Annotated in this window: 16 protein-coding genes; 13 read left to right on the top strand and 3 right to left on the bottom strand. The window is 60.5% G+C overall.

Annotated features, from left to right (window positions below; translation table 11 throughout):
- The first annotated feature begins 148 nt into the window (after positions 1 to 148).
- The 7 genes from epmA to WGT02_RS00180 all read left to right on the top strand — a co-directional run bounded on the left by epmA (position 149) and on the right by WGT02_RS00180 (position 8335).
- Positions 149 to 1216 carry an EF-P lysine aminoacylase EpmA gene (epmA, locus tag WGT02_RS00210; protein ID WP_024315380.1) on the top strand — a complete coding sequence of 356 codons (1068 nt, stop codon included), beginning with the start codon at positions 149 to 151 and terminating at the stop codon, positions 1214 to 1216.
- A complete protein-coding gene (locus WGT02_RS00205; RefSeq protein ID WP_208249465.1) occupies positions 1213 to 2265 on the top strand; it encodes a lysine-2,3-aminomutase-like protein in 1053 nt (350 codons plus the stop codon). The genes epmA and WGT02_RS00205 overlap by 4 nt, the downstream gene beginning before the upstream one ends.
- A 261-nt stretch (positions 2266 to 2526) precedes the next feature.
- Positions 2527 to 2778 (top strand): acyl carrier protein, encoded by a 252-nt coding sequence (locus WGT02_RS00200; protein WP_024315378.1) that lies wholly within the window; start codon positions 2527 to 2529, stop codon positions 2776 to 2778.
- Positions 2779 to 3960, top strand: coding sequence for an acyl-CoA dehydrogenase family protein (locus WGT02_RS00195; protein ID WP_024315377.1), 1182 nt, complete (start codon positions 2779 to 2781; stop codon positions 3958 to 3960).
- A gap of 4 nt (positions 3961 to 3964) precedes the next feature.
- The gene (locus WGT02_RS00190) at positions 3965 to 4873 is read left to right on the top strand and encodes an amino acid--[acyl-carrier-protein] ligase (protein WP_024315376.1); all 909 of its coding nucleotides are present in this window, start codon (positions 3965 to 3967) and stop codon (positions 4871 to 4873) included.
- A gap of 8 nt (positions 4874 to 4881) precedes the next feature.
- Complete coding sequence (locus WGT02_RS00185; RefSeq protein WP_208249466.1) at positions 4882 to 5844, top strand: DUF1839 family protein; 963 nt, start codon at positions 4882 to 4884, stop codon at positions 5842 to 5844.
- 16 nt (positions 5845 to 5860) lie between these two features.
- Positions 5861 to 8335, top strand: coding sequence for a glycoside hydrolase family 2 protein (locus tag WGT02_RS00180; protein WP_208249468.1), 2475 nt, complete (start codon positions 5861 to 5863; stop codon positions 8333 to 8335).
- A gap of 58 nt (positions 8336 to 8393) precedes the next feature.
- Here the strand turns inward: WGT02_RS00180 and WGT02_RS00175 are convergent, their stop codons facing one another.
- Together WGT02_RS00175 and WGT02_RS00170 are read right to left on the bottom strand one after the other, a co-directional pair.
- Positions 8394 to 8630: an Lrp/AsnC ligand binding domain-containing protein gene (locus WGT02_RS00175; RefSeq protein WP_024315373.1), complete on the bottom strand. Its 237-nt coding sequence runs from the start codon at positions 8628 to 8630 to the stop codon at positions 8394 to 8396.
- A 73-nt stretch (positions 8631 to 8703) separates the two neighbouring features.
- Positions 8704 to 9594, bottom strand: coding sequence for a LysR family transcriptional regulator (locus WGT02_RS00170; RefSeq protein ID WP_024315372.1), 891 nt, complete (start codon positions 9592 to 9594; stop codon positions 8704 to 8706).
- Between the two features lie 219 nt (positions 9595 to 9813).
- Here WGT02_RS00170 and WGT02_RS00165 point away from each other — a divergent pair, with 219 nt between their 5' ends.
- The 6 genes from WGT02_RS00165 (at position 9814) to WGT02_RS00140 (ending at position 17658) form a co-directional block, all read left to right on the top strand.
- On the top strand, positions 9814 to 11097 hold the full coding sequence (locus WGT02_RS00165; protein ID WP_024315371.1) for an FAD-binding oxidoreductase: 1284 nt from the start codon (positions 9814 to 9816) through the stop codon (positions 11095 to 11097).
- A 19-nt stretch (positions 11098 to 11116) separates the two neighbouring features.
- Positions 11117 to 12655, top strand: coding sequence for an aldehyde dehydrogenase family protein (locus WGT02_RS00160; RefSeq protein ID WP_208249470.1), 1539 nt, complete (start codon positions 11117 to 11119; stop codon positions 12653 to 12655).
- 74 nt (positions 12656 to 12729) lie between these two features.
- Positions 12730 to 13719: an Ldh family oxidoreductase gene (locus tag WGT02_RS00155; protein WP_208249472.1), complete on the top strand. Its 990-nt coding sequence runs from the start codon at positions 12730 to 12732 to the stop codon at positions 13717 to 13719.
- 142 nt (positions 13720 to 13861) lie between these two features.
- Positions 13862 to 14890 (top strand): iron ABC transporter substrate-binding protein, encoded by a 1029-nt coding sequence (locus WGT02_RS00150; RefSeq protein ID WP_208249474.1) that lies wholly within the window; start codon positions 13862 to 13864, stop codon positions 14888 to 14890.
- 114 nt (positions 14891 to 15004) lie between these two features.
- Positions 15005 to 16621 carry an iron ABC transporter permease gene (locus WGT02_RS00145; RefSeq protein ID WP_208249477.1) on the top strand — a complete coding sequence of 539 codons (1617 nt, stop codon included), beginning with the start codon at positions 15005 to 15007 and terminating at the stop codon, positions 16619 to 16621.
- Positions 16618 to 17658 carry an ABC transporter ATP-binding protein gene (locus WGT02_RS00140; protein WP_037070121.1) on the top strand — a complete coding sequence of 347 codons (1041 nt, stop codon included), beginning with the start codon at positions 16618 to 16620 and terminating at the stop codon, positions 17656 to 17658. The genes WGT02_RS00145 and WGT02_RS00140 overlap by 4 nt, the downstream gene beginning before the upstream one ends.
- Here WGT02_RS00140 and WGT02_RS00135 read toward each other — a convergent pair whose 3' ends face one another.
- Positions 17659 to 18984: a glucoamylase family protein gene (locus WGT02_RS00135; protein ID WP_208250536.1), complete on the bottom strand. Its 1326-nt coding sequence runs from the start codon at positions 18982 to 18984 to the stop codon at positions 17659 to 17661.
- Positions 18985 to 18986: the final 2 nt, after the last annotated feature.

Genomic DNA, 18986 nt, shown 5'->3' with positions numbered 1-18986 from the left:
GACTTCCTTGTAACTCGGCTTTTGGCGTCGTAGAGGACTGTCGATACAGCCTCAAAGACGCAATTGATTGTTCTTTTGGGGCGCAACTAACCTAAAATCCGGCAAATAGCCAGCCCCAGCGTTGGCTAGGTCGGTCAGGACAATGCCGATGAAGCCCTCGATCGCCAAAGTATCGCCGTGGTGGACGCCGAGCGTGCATTTGGACCGTCGCCCGTTCCTGATTGGGCGGAATGCGATCCAGTCTGCACTGCGTGGCTACTTCCTGAGCGAGGATTTTCTGGAAGTCGACACCGCCACGCTGCAGGTGTCGCCAGGCAACGAGGCGCATCTTCATGCGTTTGCCACCGAAGCATTGACGACCGACGGTCAGAAGGCGGCGTCGCTTTATCTGCATACCTCGCCTGAGTTTGCCTGCAAGAAATTGCTTTCGGCCGGAGAGCAGCGCATCGCCTGCTTCGCGCACGTCTACCGCAATCGCGAGCGCGGTCCGTTGCATCATCCGGAATTCACGATGCTTGAATGGTATCGTGTGGACGAAAGCTACGAGAGCCTGATGATGGACTGCGTTCGCATTCTGGCGCTTGCTGCAGAAACCACGAAGACGAGACGCCTGACCTATCGAGGTAGCGAGTGCGATCCGTTCGCGGGGCCGGACCGGATAAGCGTTGCCGCAGCTTTCGACCGCTATGCGGGTATAGATCTCCTGGCGTCCGTTGCGACCGACGGTGCGACGGATCGGGCGCATCTCGCCTGCGAGATGAAGCGGATCGGCATGCGCGTTGCCGACGATGACGGTTGGGCGGATTTGTTTAGCCGCGTGCTCGTTGAAAAGGTCGAACCTCAGCTGGGCTTCGGCCGCGTCACCATTCTTGACGAATATCCGGTGTCGGAAGCAGCTTTGGCGCGTCCGTCGGGACATAATCCTCGCGTTGCCGAACGTTTCGAGGTCTATGCCTGTGGTGTCGAGCTCGCAAACGGCTTCGGTGAACTCACCAATCCGGCGGAACAGCGCCGCCGCTTCGAGATCGAGATGTCCGAGAAGGCCCGCATCTATGGCGAGACCTATCCGATCGACGAGGATTTTCTGGACGCCCTTGCCATCATGCCGGAGGCGAGCGGTATCGCCCTTGGCTTCGACCGGTTGGTGATGCTGGCTACCGGGGCGTCGCGGATCGATCAGGTGATGTGGGCGCCGGTCGCGGAGTACGGCAGATGAATAGTGTCGGGCCTATCAAGACCGTCGAGGGTCTGGAACGCGCCGGGCTGCTAGGTCAAAGAGACCGGGAAGCGTTGGCGGAGGTTGCCGCCCATTACGCCATTGCATTGACGCCAACGGTCGCGGGTCTCATCGATCGCACGGACGCTGCCGACCCGATCGCCCGGCAATTCGTGCCGGACCCGGTCGAACTTATCGTTGCTCAGGAAGAGCGTGCGGACCCGATCGGCGACGAAGCCCACAGTCCCGTGCAAGGGATCGTTCATCGCTATCCCGACCGGGTGTTGTTGAAGGCCGTTCACGTATGCCCCGTCTACTGTCGCTTCTGCTTTCGCCGCGAGATGGTCGGTCCGCAGGGCCTCGGAACGCTGGACCCCGGGGCAATGACGGCAGCCTTTGCCTACATCCGCGACCACGAGGAAATCTGGGAGGTGATCCTGACGGGCGGCGATCCGTTGGTGTTGTCTCCGCGGCGGCTGGAAGAAATTCTTCGCCAGTTGGCGTCGATCGATCACGTGAAGATCGTGCGGTTCCATACACGTATCCCTGTCGTTGATCCGTCAAGAGTCGATGCGGCCCTGATTGCGGCGCTGAGAGCGAGTGGCAAAACTGTTTTCCTGGCCCTGCATGCCAATCATCCGCGCGAGCTGACGAACGAAGCGCGTGCGGCCTGCGCCCGCCTCGTCGATGCCGGAATAGTCATGATCAGCCAATCGGTGCTCCTTAAGGGCGTCAATGATGATCCGACCGTGCTTGCGGAGTTGATGAAGGCCTTTGTCGAGACACGTGTGAAGCCGTACTACCTGCACCATCCGGATCTCGCGCCCGGAACGAGCCATTTTCGGCTGACGATCGAAGAAGGACAGAAAATAGTCGCCGGTTTGCGCGGCCGGATTTCCGGTCTCTGCCAACCCACCTACATACTCGACATACCCGGTGGCCACGGCAAGGCGGTAATCGCTGAACAGTCGATCAGAAAGACGGGGGAAGGCTGCTATTCAGTTTCGGACTATCGCGGCGCCGAGCACCTTTACCCGCCTGTTGCTTAGTGAAAAATGGACGAGAGAAGTGTTGTTCTTGGACAATGTGTCGTAAGCCGCTCACACGACGTGTGAATGCAATTCTCGGACAAAATATTGAAATCTAACATAAGTTCTGCTTCCTCCAGTTTCCTTTATAAGAATTTAGCTGAGCTGCTTAGCTCGCTTTAACTACGTCATTTAGGAGAATTTTGTCTTTTCCAGACTACGCCTATTCCGAGAACAAGTCAGTTTCGCCACTCGAGATATGATCATCTTGGAGAAGTCATAATGAATACTACGATCCGTGAGCTCCTGGCCAAATTCGGAAAGCTTCCAGTCTCTGTCGATCAAGTCGCCGATGATGCCGACCTCTATGCGGTCGGCCTAACTTCGTTTGCTTCCGTGCAGCTTATGCTTGGCATCGAAGAGGCTTTTGACATCGAGTTTCCCGACAATCTCTTGAATCGCAGGTCTTTCGCCAGCATCGCGGCGATCGCGAAGACTGTCGACCAGATCAAAGATAGCCGGAAGGTCGCCTAAATGAACTTTCCGGTCAAAATCGCGCAAGAGGATCTTGCCGCCAGGGTCGCCCGCGTGTCCGCGATCGCGGCAAAGCATGCGGATTCCGTCGATTTTGATGGGAGGTTCCCGCACGAAGCCGTGGATGCAATGAAGGCTGGGCGGCTGCTCGGAATTCAGATCCCGCGCCAGTTCGGCGGTGAAGGCGCAACGATTGCGCAGATCGCCGAGCTATGCTCGATGCTCGGGCAGGCGTGTTCCGCGGCTGCCATGGTTTTCGCCATGCATCACATCAAGCTCTGCAGCCTTGTCGAGCACGGCGCCGAGAGTGAATGGCATCGGGCTTTCATGCAACGCGTGGCTGTCGAGCAATTGCTGATCGCGTCGGCGACGACGGAAGGCGGCATCGGCGGCAATCTCAGGAATAGCATCTGCGCCGTCGAGGTGGACGGTGACATTTGCCGTCTGGAGAAAGACGCGACGGTCATATCGTACGGCTCCTACGCCGATGCGATCATGATTACGTCGCGCGCCCACGCAAATGCGGCCTCTTCGGATCAGGTTCTGACCGTTTTCGTCAAGGAGCAGTACGCGTTGGAAAAAACGCATGCGTGGAACACGCTCGGCATGCGCGGTACGTGTTCGGACGGCTTCCTGTTCAAAGGCGAGGCGCCAGCCGAACAGATCCTGCCGAAGCCCTTTGCAGAGATCGCAGCTCAATCGATGCTGGCATCGTCGCATCTCCTCTGGAGCAGTGTCTGGTACGGCATCGCCGTCGACGCAGTGGGCCGCGCACAGGCATTCGTGCGCGCCGCTGCACGCAAGTCGCCCGGTGCGCCACCGCCCGGAGCCCTGCGACTGGCTGAGGTGTCCAACCTGCTGCAGATGGTTCGCTCGAACGTCGTGGCCGGCCTGAAGGCCTACGAGGATGCCAAGAGCGACGCAGACAAGCTATCCTCCATGGGCTTTGCCGTCACAATGAACAACGTGAAGATCGCCTCATCGGAAACGATTCTCGAAATCGTCAATCATGTGATGCTGATTTGCGGGATCATGGGCTACAAGAACGGCACGCCATTCAGCGTCGGCCGCCATCTGCGCGATGCCCATTCTGCGCAACTCATGATCTCGAACGACCGCATTCTCGGCAACACGTCGAGTATGCTTCTTGTCCACAAGCAGGACACTAGCCTACTGGGGTGACGACATGGACGTGCAGACAACGTTTCTAGACAGGCTTTTTCAATCTGGCCTCTTGATCGATACGGGCGTTGACGGTCTTTACGGGCGCAGCGGACAATTCGAAGACGTCATTGCCGCCTTCGAGCGGCTGATCGACAAGTTCGGCGGCGCCGACGGCGCTGAAGCGATGCGTTTTCCGCCCGGGATGAACCGCGCCTTCTTCGAGAAGAGCGGTTACATGAAGAGCTTCCCGCAGCTCGCCGGCACTGTTCACAGTTTCTGCGGCAGTGAACTCGACCACATCAACCTCCTTCAGTGCATGGAAGTGGGCGATGACTGGACGAAGGATCAGCAGGCAACCGACATCGTGTTGACTCCTGCCGCGTGCTATCCGCTCTATCCGACGATTGCTCGCCGCGGCAAACTGCCGATGAGCGGCGGCCTCTTCGATCTGCAGTCCTATTGCTTCCGCCATGAGCCGTCGCAGGATCCAGCCCGCCAGCAACTTTTCCGCATGCGCGAATACATTTGCATGGGTACGGAGCAGCACGTCACGGATTTCCGTCAAAGCTGGATGGACCGCGGCATCGAAATGATGAAGGCGGTCGGCCTGGATGTGACCATCGATGTCGCGAACGATCCGTTCTTCGGCCGCGCCGGCAAGATGCTCGCCAACAATCAGCGCGATCAGAACCTGAAGTTCGAGCTGCTCATTCCGATCACTTCGGTCGCGAAGCCGACGGCCTGCATGAGCTTCAACTACCATCAGGACGCGTTCGGCGCGAAATGGGACCTTTATCTCGAAGACGGCAGCGTTGCGCATACCGCCTGCGTTGGCTTCGGGCTTGAACGCATCGCTCTTGCCCTGTTCCATCACCACGGGCTCGAGGTCAAGCATTGGCCTTCCAAGGTGCGTCAAGCGCTGTGGGGCTGAACGGATCAATGAAAGCCGTCTTCCCGCAGCTGTGCCCGGACGGCTATCAGCCGCATGCGCTGCATTCCACCGAGCGCATGTGGCCGGAAACCAATTGCTACGTCGACCTCTGGATCGAAGTGTTGAACGCCGTCGGTGCCGCGCCGGAGGCGATGCTTGGCTTCGCGCTCACACAAGACTTTGAAGGCGATCAATTCACGTTCTTCAAAGTGCCACTCGAGGATCTTGAGTCACTTTACGACATCCGCGTCACCGAACTTGCCATCTTCGACCGCGTCGAATGGCACGCCGAGGTGCAGATTGCGCGCGGGCGTCTTTGCCTCATCGAGATGGATTCGTTCTATATGCCCGATACGCAGGGCACTGCCTATCGGACCGAGCATGGCAAGACCACGGTAGCAATCAACAGGCTCGACTTTGCTGGCAAGCGCGTCGAATATTTCCACAATGGCGGCTATTTCGAGCTCGAGGGGGAAGACTTTGACGGGCTGTTCCAGCTGCATCTGACGGCAGAAGATCCGCCGTTTCTCCCCTACACGGAATTTGCGAAGTTTCCCGTTCGCATGCCTGACGCTGCTCGTATGAGCACTACAGCACGCAGACTTCTCGGACTGCACTTCAGCCGCAGACCCGTCTCGAACCCGATCTGCGCCTTCGCTGAAGTGTTTCCGCAGCAGGTGGAGGCAATGGCAGAGCGGCCTTTTGGTTTCTTTCACAAGTACGCATTCAACACGTTGCGTCAGTTCGGTGCCAATTTCGAGCTTGCCGGCGATCATTTGGCTTGGCTATCCGCCAGTGAATTCTCGTCCGCCATCGACGATGCGCGCCGAATTTCCGAAGTCGCAAAGTCGGTGCAGTTCCAGCTCGCCCGGGCCGTGACCCGCAAGAAATACGATCCGCTGCGCACGGCGCTTGATCCGGCAGCCGATGCATGGGATTCCATGATGGCTTCGCTCAAGGAGCGCTTGTGAAGCCGGGAGTCTGAGTATGCGGGGACGGTTGGCGAGTGTCGGTGCAGAGGAAACGCTGCTCGCCGAAGGGTGGAATCTGGTTCTGACGGAACCGGGCGCTTGTGCAACCCCACATGACATCCCCTTATCAGCACAGTTTATCGCCGCCGAAGTGCCAGGGACAGTTGCCGGTGCTTTGGAAAAGGCCGGGCACTTCGACCGTGAAAATCCGGAGCCGCTCGATACCCGCGATGCGTGGTATCTTTGCCGGCTTTTTGACGCGCAGCCCGGTGATGCGATCCTTCGCTTCGAGGGGCTGGCGACGCTGTGTCATGTCTTTCTCAACGGCCAGGAGATCCTGTCGTCGGAAAGCATGTTCACCATGTACGAGATACCGGTGACGCTGTCTGGCGGAGACGAGCTCGCGCTTTGCTTCAGAGCGCTTGCTCCGCGCCTGGCCGAACCCGGCCCACGCGCTCGCTGGCGACCGCAGATGATCACGCCGCAGGGCTTGAAGAACGTCCGCACATCGCTTCTTGGGCGCATGCCTGGCTGGTGTCCGGAAATTCATGCCGTCGGTCCGTGGCGACCCATCACGCTCGTCCGCCGCGATGTCGTTTCGATCGACAACGTCTCGGTGCGTGCCGTGCTTGAGTCGGACGGCACCGGGCGGCTGAGCGTTTCGCTTCATACGAATGTCGACAATCCGGACCTTGTGCTTGGCTGCGGAGATATTCGGCAGGCTTTCGAAAAGGTCGGAGAGAACCACTACTCGGCAATCCTCAGGCTGAAGGACGTCGATCTCTGGTGGCCGCATACGCATGGCGCGCCTCACCTTTATGACTTCTCGATCGTCGTTGACGGTGTTGAGCATCACGCAGGCCGAACCGGCTTTCGGCGCATCGACGTCGACCGCGGAGCGCACGGCGATGATTTTGCGCTGCTGATCAACGGCGAGCGCGTCTTTTGCCGTGGCGCCGTCTGGACGACGGCGGACATCGTTCGGTTGCCAGGTGGGAAGGCAGACTACGAGCCGTTCCTCCGCCTTGCGGCCCAGGCGGGCATGAACATGATCCGCATTGGCGCGACGATGGTCTACGAGACGCCGGACTTCTTTCAGCTCTGCGACGAACTCGGTCTGCTCGTCTGGCAGGACTTCATGTTTGCCAATTTCGATTATCCGAAGAACGACAAGGCTCTTACTGCCCATGTCCACGCGGAGGTCGAGGAATTCCTGCACGCCGTCCAGGGATGCCCGTCGCTGGCGGTGCTCTGCGGCGGCAGCGAGATCTACCAGCAGGCGGCCATGCTCGGATTGCCGCGTGAGTATTGGGCCGGCCCCATTACGGAGGAGATCATTCCAGCGATTGCCGGCCGTATGAGGCCTGACGTCCCGTATGTGGCGAACTCGCCCTCAGGCGGCGCGATGCCATTCTCTCCGAACGCAGGTGTTACCCACTATTACGGGGTGGGCGCCTATATGCGACCGCTCGACGACGCGCGACGCGCGAACGTGCGGTTCGCAGCCGAGAGCTTGGCTTTCGCCAATGTGCCGCAACAGCGAACGCTGCAGCGCCACCTCGATGCACCGCCAGTCCACAGTCCGCTATGGAAATCGCGGGTTCCCCGCGATCGCGGCGCGTCATGGGATTTCGAAGACGTCAGGGATTTCTATCTGGCAGAACTCTATCGCGAGGATCCGGCACGGCTTCGTCGCGAAGATCGCGAGCGGTACCTGGATCTTTCCCGCGTCGTCACCGGCGAAGTTGCGGAAGCGAGCTTCGCCGAATGGCGCCGCAACGGGTCGACATGCAACGGTGCACTGGTCTGGACCCTGCAGGATCTGATGCCCGGTGCCGGTTGGGGTGTGATCGATTCGACCGGAGAACCAAAGCCAGTCTGGTATGCCTTGCGCCGCGCTTTCCGACCGGTGCAGGTGGTTGTGACCGACGAGGGTACGAATGGCCTCGACATTCACGTGCTCAATGAGACCGAACACGCTCTCCAGCTTGATCTCGAGCTCGTTTGCCTGCGGCATGGCAAGCAGCACGTCGTTAGTGGCGGCCGCATTCTGACTTTGGCGCCGAGAAGCCGCGAGGCCGTTGCCGCCACCGATCTCTTTGGCGCATTCTTTGACACAACCTACGCGTTCCGCTTCGGTCCGCCTTCTCACGACGTCACCGTCGCTCGCCTGCGTCTGCCAAACGGTGGTCCTGTGGTCGCCGACGCCTTCCATTTTCCGTTGGGGCGCTCCAAGGCCTTTCACGACGCTGAAATCCAGGTGTCGGTGACGCGACAGGACGATGCGTGGGGACTCGATATCTCAGCCGACAGGTTCGCTCAGTCCGTCCACGTCAATGTCGATGGCTATCGACCAGATGACGATTGGTTTCATCTTGCGCCCGGCACCGCCAAACGCGTCCGGTTGCTTCCGCTGTCGAGATCGGCCGATGGAGACGCGCCTTGCGGTGAGATAACAAGCCTCGGCGGCTCACGAGCGCTTTCATTTTGAGGCTCTGCCTGCAACTTGTCCATTTGGTAAGCCGGATCGGCGGGCGCTTGAAAGCGGCTCAGAAAGCCTTGAAGGTCAGCGTCGTCAGCGAACGCACGATACCGGGGATGTTGGCGATGTTGTCGTTGATGAACTTGCCGATGTCCTGCCCCTCTTCGACATAGACCTTGAGCAGGAGATCATAGTCGCCGCTCGTCGAGTAGAGCTCGGAAGCGCGCTCTGTTTGGTAAATGGCATCGGCGACCTCGTAGGTCTTGCCGGGTGCGCACTGGAGCTGAACGAAAATGGGCTTCATGGGAGTTTCCTGCATCATATTTCTGGGTCGGCGCATAATGATCGAAAGCGCCATGTCGGCGCAAGCTGTTCCGTTAGATGGCGGCTTCTCGAACGATCCAGCGGCGAAATGCTTCCAAAGGCGCGTAGTCGGCCCGTTCTGTCGGATAGGCAAGATAGTAGCGCTCGCTGCTTTCCATTTCGCAATCGACGGCTGCAATCAGGTCGCCGCGCTTCAGCTCGTCGTGGATGAGAAAGGTCGGCAGCAGCGCAACGCCGAGACCTGCCATCGCCGCTTGGGCGGCGGTCGCGAACTGGTCGAAGAGCATGCCGTGCACGGTCTGAAAATTCACGCCATTTCCGGCGAACCAGCGCTCCCAGGCATCCGGCCGCGTCGTCAGATGCAGCAGTGAAACGTCGAGCAAATCTTGCGCCGTGGTGATCGCGTGCCGGCCGCGGAACCCGGGGCTGCAGGCCGGTACGGTCTTCTCCGACATCAAAAATGTCAGCTCCGCGCCAGGCCAATGCGGGTGGCCGAAGTGAATGGCCGCGTCAATGGAATCGAGCCGGAAGTCAAAGGGCGACAGTCGGGTGACGAGATTGATCGTCACCCCCGGATTGGCTGCGAGGAAGCCTCCGAGCCGGGGTGCCAGCCATCGTGTCCCGAATGTCGGGAGAATGGCCAGGTTGAGCGTACCGCCGTGCGGGTTGGCGCGAAGGTTGAGCGATGCGCTCGAAATGCGCCGCAGCGCCTCGCGTATCTCGCGCGCATAGCCGTCGCCGGCGAGCGTCAACCGCACGGTCTGGCGCTCGCGCACGAACAGTTCGACGCCGAGTTGCTCTTCCAGCGCCTTGATCTGGCGGCTGACGGCGCTCTGTGTGAGGTCGAGTTCGCGCGCGGCGGCTGTCACGCTGCCGGTCCGGGAAACGGACTCGAAGGCAACAAGCAAGGACGTCGACGGAAGAAAGCGTCGTGATGGCAGCATCCATCATTCCATTTCAGAATAAGCTATTTCCCAAATGTCGATATTTACGGCTTATCCGGCTTTGTAAAGTAATTCATCCGACAGAATCGGAATGAACTGGAAATGCGATCGATCTGCTGGACTCGCGATCCCGGGCTGCGATCGGCAGCCTGATCAGCGGTTTTACAAGCAATCGCGCGGCGCTAGAATGCCGCCAGTTTAATGGATGGATTTTGATCGATGCTGAACGATCCCCGTTCCCACGGCCTTTGGGAAAAGACCGCTCCTCAGCCGCCCGTGACATCTTCGCTCGCGGGGGCAGTGAGCGCTGATGTCGTCGTCGTGGGCGGAGGTTATACTGGCCTTTCCTCAAGTCTGCATCTGGCCGAAGCGGGCTCGAAGGTCGTGTTGCTGGAAGCCAAGGAAATCGGCTTTGGCGGCGCGGGCCGCAACGTTGGCCTCATCAACGCCGGCATGTGGGTCATGCCTGACGACCTTCCGGGTGTTCTCGGGCCGGTTTACGGCGAACGTTTGCTCGACCTGTTGGGTAATGCGCCGAGGCTGGTGATGGAATTGATCGCCAAGCACGGCATCGCCTGCGAGCTCGAACGAAACGGCACGCTTCACGTTGCCGTCGGTGCGAGTGGCTTGAAGGAGATCGAAAACCGCGCGCGGCAGTGGGCAGCGCTCGGAGCGCCAGTGACGCTGCTGGACGCCGCCGGGACAGCCAAGCGTGTCGGCAGCAATGCCTATACGGGATCATTGCTCGACATGCGCGCCGGTACGCTGCAGCCGCTCGCCTACGCCCGCGGTCTGGCCCATGCAGCGGTCAGGGCCGGCGTTTGTATCCACACATCGAGCCCCGTCATCGAGACCGAGCGAAACGGCAATCGCTGGACCGTAAAGACTGCAAAGGGTGAGGTGACGGCCGACTGGATCATCGTGGCGACTGACGCATATAGCACCGGTCCCTGGGAGGAGGTGCGCAACGAACAAGTGCACCTGCCCTATTTCAATCTTGCGACCAGGCCGCTCAGCGACAATCTGCGCGGTTCTATTCTCGCGGGGCGCGAGGGCGTTTGGGATACGAAGGAAATCCTGTCGTCCTACCGTATGGACCACGCCGGACGCTTGGTTTTCGGCAGTGTCGGTGCTCTGCGCAATACCGGGCTTGGGATCCACACGGCCTGGGCCAAACGGTCGCTGAAGAAGCTGTTTCCGCAGCTTGGCGATGTCGAGTTCGAATGTGAGTGGTATGGCAAGATCGGGATGACCGACAATGCGTTGCCCCGGTTCCACAGGTTCGCGCCCAATGTTGTCGGTTTCTCTGGCTATAACGGTCGCGGTATCGCGCCCGGTACGGTCTTCGGCCGTACGCTTGCCCGGCTCATCCTGGGGCAGACGACGGAAGCGGACCTGCCATTGCCGCTTACCGCCCCGTCCGAGCCGAGCTTCCGTGCAGTGAAGGAAGTGTGGTACGAAGCCGGCGCCCAAGTCGCCCACTTCGCCGACGCCCGTTTTTGAAAACACCGAGGTTGAACCAATGACCGTTTCTGCACTTGATCTCGCCACCAGGACGAAAGAACTGCTCGCTGAATTGGGTGTCGGTGCCGACCGCTATACCGGCGGCACGCTTCGTGTCAGCTCTCCGGTCACCGGCAAGGAGATCGGTGCGCTGAAGGAGCATTCGGGCTCCGAGGCAAAGGCCGCCATCGAGGCCGCCCACAAGGCATTCCTTGAATGGCGGGCCGTTCCGGCTCCGAAGCGCGGTGAACTCGTGCGCCTGCTTGGCGAAGAGCTCCGTGCTGCAAAAACCGCTCTCGGTCGACTTGTCTCGATCGAGGTTGGCAAGATCACCTCCGAGGGGCTCGGCGAAGTCCAGGAAATGATCGACATCTGCGACTTTGCGGTCGGCTTGTCACGCCAGCTCTACGGTCTGACGATTGCAACGGAACGCTCCGAGCACCGCATGATGGAGAGCTGGCATCCGCTCGGCGCCGTCGGCATCATCTCGGCTTTCAATTTCCCTGTTGCCGTCTGGTCCTGGAATGCCGCCCTGGCGCTTGTCTGCGGCAACTCGACGGTCTGGAAGCCGTCGGAAAAGACGCCGTTGACGGCCCTTGCCGTTCAGGTGCTATTTGAAAAGGCAGTGAAGCGGTTCGTTGCCGAAGGCGGGGCCGCGCCTGCCAACCTGTCGACGTTGCTCATCGGTGGCCGCGATGTCGGCGAAGTCCTCGTCGACCATCCCAAGGTGCCGCTCGTCTCCGCGACCGGCTCGACGGCCATGGGTCGCGTTGTCGGTCCTCGCCTGTCGCAGCGTTTCGCCCGCGCCATCCTCGAACTCGGCGGCAACAATGCCGCGATCATCTGCCCAACGGCCGATCTTGATCTGACGCTGCGCGGTGTTGCCTTCTCCGCCATGGGTACGGCCGGCCAGCGCTGCACGACGCTGCGCCGTCTGTTCGTTCACGAGAGCGTCTATGACCAACTCGTTCCGCGCCTTCGGAAGGCCTATAGCTCCGTGTCAATCGGCAATCCTCTGGAAGCCGGGACGCTGGTCGGGCCGCTGATCGACAAGCAGGCCTTCAGCAACATGCAGTCCGCTTTGGAGCAGGCGAGGGCGGCCGGCGGCAAAGTTGCCGGTGGCGAGCGCGTCGAAAACGGTGCGGAGGACGCTTTCTATGTCCGTCCGGCTCTCGTCGAAATGCCTTCCCAGACTGGCCCGGTCGAGCATGAGACGTTTGCGCCGATCCTCTACGTGATGAAGTACACAGACTTCGATCAGGTATTGGAACTGCACAACGCGGTGCCGCAGGGTCTTTCCTCTTCGATCTTCACGAATGACATGCGCGAAGCCGAGACCTTCGTTTCGGCTCGCGGTTCGGATTGCGGAATTGCCAATATCAACCTCGGTCCGTCCGGAGCCGAAATCGGTGGTGCGTTCGGTGGCGAGAAGGAAACTGGCGGTGGCCGCGAATCCGGCTCGGATGCCTGGAAAGCCTACATGCGCAGGGCGACGAACACGGTCAATTACGGCAAGACACTGCCGCTCGCACAGGGCGTGAAGTTCGACGTTGAATGATTGCTGCTCCATTGCAGCTGCAAGGGCGATGACATAACACGTCATCTGCCCTTTTTCTTCTGTGCGGGTTCCTCATGCATTTGACTTTGGCTGCGGCCGAAACGGCGGTTATCGATGCCCTGACGCGCAATCGCGTGGACGAGGCAAATGCGCGCTCGGTCGCCCGGGCGCTTGTTGCCGCCGAAGCTGCCGGACAGGGAGGCCATGGCCTGCGCCGTGTCGAGGCTTACGCAAAGCAGGCGAAGGCGGGCAAGGTCGATGGATTTGCCAAGCCGCAGCTCGAACGTCTGTTTCCCGCGGTCGTGCGGATCGATGCCTGTTATGGCTATGCCTATCCTGCGTTCGATCTCGCCGCCTCGGTTCTTCCCGAGATTGCCCGGGAGCAGGGCATTGCCTTGGCGGCAGTTCGCCGTTCGCACCACGCCGGCGTCCTTGCCTTGACCGTTGAGCGGTTTGCGGAAATGGGGCTTGTCGCTCTGATGGTCGCCAATGCCACAGCCTCCATGGCAGCCTGGGGCGGGCGCAAGCCCGTGTTTGGAACGAACCCCATCGCGTTTGCCGCGCCGATCCCGGAGACCGACCCTCTCGTCATCGACCTTGCACTCTCTCGGGTCGCCCGCGGCAAGGTGATGGCCGCGCGCCAGAAAGGCGTCGATATCCCCGCGGATTGGGCTTTTGACCGGAACGGTCAGCCGACGACGGATGCTATTGCCGCGCTCGAGGGGACGATGGCCCCATCTGGAGAGGCCAAAGGTGCGGCGTTGGCGATGATGGTCGAAATCCTCGCCGGTGGGTTGACCGGGGCCAACTTCTCCTTCGAGTCCTCGTCGCTGTTCGATGACAAAGGTTCGGCGCCCGGTCTTGGACAGATGCTGATCGTTATCAACCCGGCGGCCAGCGGTGGAAGTGGTGTTGCTGAGCGATTGGCCATGCTGGTGGGCGAGATCTCATCTGACCCCGGCGTTCGGCTCCCGGGGCGCCGCGGCCAAACGGCTCGTAGACAGGCGCTGGAAAGCGGCATCGAGGTCGAGGGTGAAGTTATTGCCACCATCCATTCGCTCTAGCTAGAACGATTCTAAAGTTGATGAAAGATTTCAAGTATTCGTGATCCCTGAACCATCTCCAAAACTTGAAATTCCAAATCAACAAAAATATACGGGCTCTCATCACCTCGGGGATCTCGGGTGAAACACCATGGAGGGCTTCATGAAAATTTCCTTTAATCGCGCTTCCGGTGCTGTAGCGCTCGCTGCCTCGGTCTTTGCCGCGGCTTCGCTGGTCGCCGGTGGCGCTATGGCACAGGAATCCGAAGGTATCGTCGTTTACAACGCTCAGCATGAGAGCCTCGGGCGCGAGTGGATCGACGCATTCACCAAGGCAACCGGCATCAAGGTAACGATGCGCCAGGGCAGCGACATGCAGCTCGCCAACCAGATCGTTCAGGAAGGCGATGCATCGCCGGCTGACGTTTTCCTGACCGAGAACTCTCCGGCCATGACGCTGGTCGATTCCGCTGGCCTCTTCGCGCCCGTTGACAAGGAGACCCTGGACCAGGTTCCCGAGCAATATCGTCCGTCTGATGGCATGTGGACCGGCATCGCCGCTCGCTCCACCGTTTTTGCATACGACAAGACGAAGCTGACCGAAGACAAGTTGCCGAAGTCGCTGCTCGACCTCGCGGATCCGGCCTGGAAGGGTCGTTGGGGCGCTTCGCCGGCCGGCGCTGACTTCCAGGCGATCGTCAGCGCTCTGCTCGAACTCAAGGGCGAGGAAGCAACGGCGGCTTGGCTTAAGGCACTCAAGGAAAACTCCACGCCATACAAGGGCAACAGCGTCGCCATGAAGGCGGTGAATGCCGGTGAAGTTGAAGGCGCGGTGATCTATCACTACTACTGGTTCGGCGATCAGGCGAAGACCGGCGAAAACAGCAAGAACGTCGCCTTGCACTACTTCAAGAACCAGGATCCGGGCGCATTCGTCAGCATCTCCGGCGGCGGCGTCCTGAAGTCGAGCCAGCATGCCAAGGAGGCTCAGGCCTTCCTGAAGTTCGTGACCGGCCAGCCCGGCCAGGGCGTCCTCAAGAACGGTACATCCTACGAATACGCCATCGGTAAGGATGCCACTTCAAATAACAAGCTCGTTCCGCTGGCTGATCTGAACGCACCGAAGGTCGATGCAGCCAAGCTGAACAGCAAGAAGGTGACGGAACTGATGACTGCCGCCGGCATCATCTAGTCTTTCCGTCAAAGGCCCTGACTGTCAAAACTATTGCTTTTGGCTCAAGAAAAACGTAGGGCATGCCGAAATCGGCAACCGCCTTTCAAGGCGGTTGCCTTCCTTTTTCAGCGTATGAAGGCGGCGGCCTTGCTGCAGGACAACAGATTGCTTGCTCCCGGCCATGAAGGGCCGATCGCTCGGCCGGTGGCGGGAATGGATCGGCTGCGGGCGCGGTTGCCCCACCTTTCCGTTATCCTGTTTGCCTCCGTCGTAGCGTTGTTCAGTCTGGTGCCGCTTGGTTTCATCGGTTGGATAACCTTTGATGTCGGCTGGCAGACCGTCAAGGAGCTGGTGTTTCGCGCGCGCGTTGGCGAACTGCTCGTCAACACAGTGCTGCTGGAAGCCTTTACCATTCCGCTGTCGATCGTCTTTGCCGTGACGCTTGCCTGGCTGGTCGAACGGACGGATATACCCTTCGCACGGCTCTGGTCGTGGTTAGCGGTTGCGCCGCTCGCGGTGCCGGCCTTCGTCCATAGTTACGCCTGGATCAGCCTTGTCCCCGGCATGCGCGGGCTGCAGAGCGGCATATTCGTTTCCGTACTTGCCTATTTTCCATTTCTCTACCTCCCGGTCGCCGCTGCCTTGCGCCGGCTTGATCCTGCCATCGAGGATGCAGCCGCTTCCCTCGGGCTCGGGCCTTGGCGTTTGTTCTTCCGTACCATCCTGCCGCAATTGCGCTTCTCCATCTGCGGAGGCTCGCTGCTGATCGGGCTGCACCTGCTGTCGGAATACGGTCTTTACGTGATGATCCGTTTCGACACGTTCGCCACCGCGATCGTCGACCAGTTCCAATCCGCCTACAACAGCCCGGCCGCCAACATGCTGGGCGGTGTTCTTGTCTGCTGCTGCCTGTTTCTGCTTGGTCTCGAAATCCTGTTGCGCGGCAATGAACGATATGCCCGGGTCGGATCCGGCTCAGCCCGGCCGGCGGATCGTCGTCGGCTCGGCTGGTTCGTTGTGCCGGCCATCGTGCTGCAGCTGGGACTGGCGGCCTTGACGCTCGGCGTCCCCCTCGTAACGCTGGTGCGGTGGCTCTATCTCGGCGGGCTTGAGGTCTGGCATGTCGACACGGTCGGCAATGCGTTCGCACAAACCATCGTTCTTGCCATTGCCGGTGGCGTGCTCGCCACGATTGCCGCCGCACCGATGGCCTGGCTCTCCGTGCGTGCGCCGGGGCGTCTTCAGCGCCTGCTCGAGGCCTGCCACTACTATGTCGGCTCGTTGCCGGGTGTGGTCGTTGCGCTCGCGCTGGTGACGATTACGGTCCGTCTTGTTCTGCCGCTCTATCAAACCTTTGCGACCCTTATTGTTGCTTACATACTGCTGTTCCTGCCGCGTGCCATGGTGGGTCTCCGCGCCAGCATCGCTCAGGCGCCCGTGGAGCTTGAGCGTGCGGCAATGGGGCTTGGCCGCACGCCTGCCCAGGCCGTGAGGCAGATCACCATGCGGCTTGCCGCGCCCGGTGGAGCCGCCAGCGTCGCACTTGTCGGTCTCGGCATCACGAACGAGCTCACCGCGACATTGATGCTGGCACCGAACGGTGTCGAGACGCTTGCGACGAAGTTCTGGTCGCTGACCAGCGAAATCGACTACGTGGCGGCGGCGCCTTACGCATTCATGATGGTCGTGCTATCGCTGCCGCTCACCCTTCTTCTCTATGCCCAATCGAAACGGACAGCCGGACAATGACGCTGCTTACGATCGATCGCATCAGCAAGCGCTACGGGCATGTCCAGGCATTGCAGAATATTTCACTCGATGTTGCCGCAGGCAGCCGCACTGCCGTCGTCGGGCCTTCAGGGTCGGGCAAGACCACGCTGCTGCGCATCATCGCCGGTTTTGAGCAGCCCGATGGCGGCCAAGTGACGCTCGACGGCGAGCTTCTGGCCGATGGTCCCGTAGCAGTGCCCGCGCATAAGCGAGGCATCGGCATCGTGTCGCAGGACGGCGCGCTGTTCCCACATCTGAGTGTTGCCGACAATATCGGCTTTGGCTTCGAGCGCGGCGCGCCCGATCGCGAGCGACGCATTATCGACCTGCTTGATATGGTCGAGCTTGACCGCAACATGCTGACCCGCCGGCCGCACCAGCTTTCCGGCGGCCAGCAACAGCGTGTGGCGCTTGCCCGCGCGCTCGGCCGCAAGCCGCGCTTGATGTTGCTCGATGAACCGTTTTCGGCACTCGATACAGGTCTGCGCGAGAATATGCGGAAGGCCGTGGCACGCGTTCTTCAGTCCGCAGGCATCACGGCGATCCTCGTCACGCACGATCAGGCGGAGGCGCTCTCCTTTGCCGATCAGGTTGCCGTCCTGCGGGAAGGGCGATTGATCCAGGCCGGCTCGCCGCAATCGGTTTACCTGCAGCCCCTCGATCGAGAGACAGCCCTGTTCCTCGGCGACGCGGTGATGCTCCCGGCAGTCGCTCGCAACGGCTTTGCCGATTGCGCGCTCGGCCGTGTCGCGGTCGATGGCGGTCATCAGGGCAAGGTTGAGATCATGTTGCGGCCTGAACAGATCAGGGTCGTTCCTGATCAAAGCGAGCAGACCTATCGCGGACGGGTCGTCGAAGTGGAATTCGGTGGAGCGACCTGCACCGTCGCTGTGTCACTCGAAGGCGTCGCCCTGCCGCCGATCATGATCAAGACCTCGAGCGTCGCACTTCCGTCACAGGGCGACCGCGTTCGTCTCGATATCGCCGGCAAGGCGCATGTTTTCGGCAACCGCTGATCAGGCGATTTTCCGTTCGGCGCTTTCGTCTTCCGACAGCCAGCCGCCGGTAAAACCAGCGCGCTCGAGACCGCGCCGGATCACCGGTGAGCACCGCATGAGACCCCATATGAAATCGGATCGATCATTTTCGATCGTCATCACAAGAAGTCCCTGATCGATACCGACGCAGCGGTCGTCGACCCAGCCCTCAGGTCGCTTGGTCTTCACGGTCGGATTGAACCCATCGGGAAAACGATCCTCATGGAGCAGGTTCGGGTAAGTGGACATAAGGGCACGAAGGCCATCGAGCGAAGCCTGGCGGTCATACGGGAGCGAGGCAAGCGCTGCCCAGGGTGCAATCGTGCCGTCATCGGGTCCGAGCGGCGCGCCGCGGGCGGCATAGCCGAGCACGCGCGGGTGGCGACCGCCACGCATGTTGCGGGTCGGCGGCGGGCCATCCGAGGCAGACAGGCCCCAGATGTCCTTGTTGTAGCCGACAAAGTGCCCGGGATTGCGCTCCGCGTAGTCCCGCTGCACGGCGATCGATACCTGCGTGTTGCGGAAATAGTCCCAGTTGCGATCGGCCATCGCCTTGTCCTGGATTCCGCGGAAATCAATCCAGGCATGTGAGAAGAAGTGAATGAAGAGCGGGCCGGCATAGACATAAGGTTGTTCGCCGAACAGCATCCACGAATAGCTCGCGGTGAAGGCATCATAGCTCGCCGCCGGGATTGGATGCGTCGGGGAGGCAAGCGCCAGCGTACAAAGCAGGACCGCTTCGTCGTAGCCTTGCCAGCGCCAACGCAGGAAGCCACTGCCTGGCTTCCAGCCCATGCAGACCGTCTCGCCCTTGTTGAGAGCCCAGTGCCAGTCGATCCTCTCATAGACCAAGCTTGCGAGTCTGCGGATTTCGATCTCGGCTTCGGTATTGCGATCGAAATAGGCCGCAGCGGTCAACATGCCCGTAACCAGGAGCGTGGTGTCGATGGTCGACAGCTCGCTGTTCCAGGCACGATGGCCGGTGTCCATGTGCAGGAAGTGATAGAAGAAGCCGCGATAGCCGATCGCGTGTCGCTCACGACCCTGGTGACCGTTGGCAAAGAAGCAAAGTGTCTTCAGCGTGCGCTCTATCGCGTCGGCGCGCTCCATCCAGCCGCGCTCGACCGCGACGGTATAGGACGACAAGGCAAAGCCGACCGCAGCGATACTGCAGGGGACGCCCGCGACTGAAGTATCCGCAACAAGTCCGTTTTCGGGATTGTAATGCTTCGGGAAATAATTGAATGCGCCCCGCTGAAGCCTGTCGATCAGCGCGACATCCGATTCCTCGGTCCGTTGTAACATAC

Origin of the sequence: Rhizobium sp. T1470 (genome assembly GCF_042140505.1) — a bacterium.
In the GTDB taxonomy this organism is placed as follows: domain Bacteria; phylum Pseudomonadota; class Alphaproteobacteria; order Rhizobiales; family Rhizobiaceae; genus Rhizobium; species Rhizobium favelukesii.
Note: the sequence above shows the minus strand (reverse complement) of the source record. Positions and strands in the feature narration are given on the sequence as shown.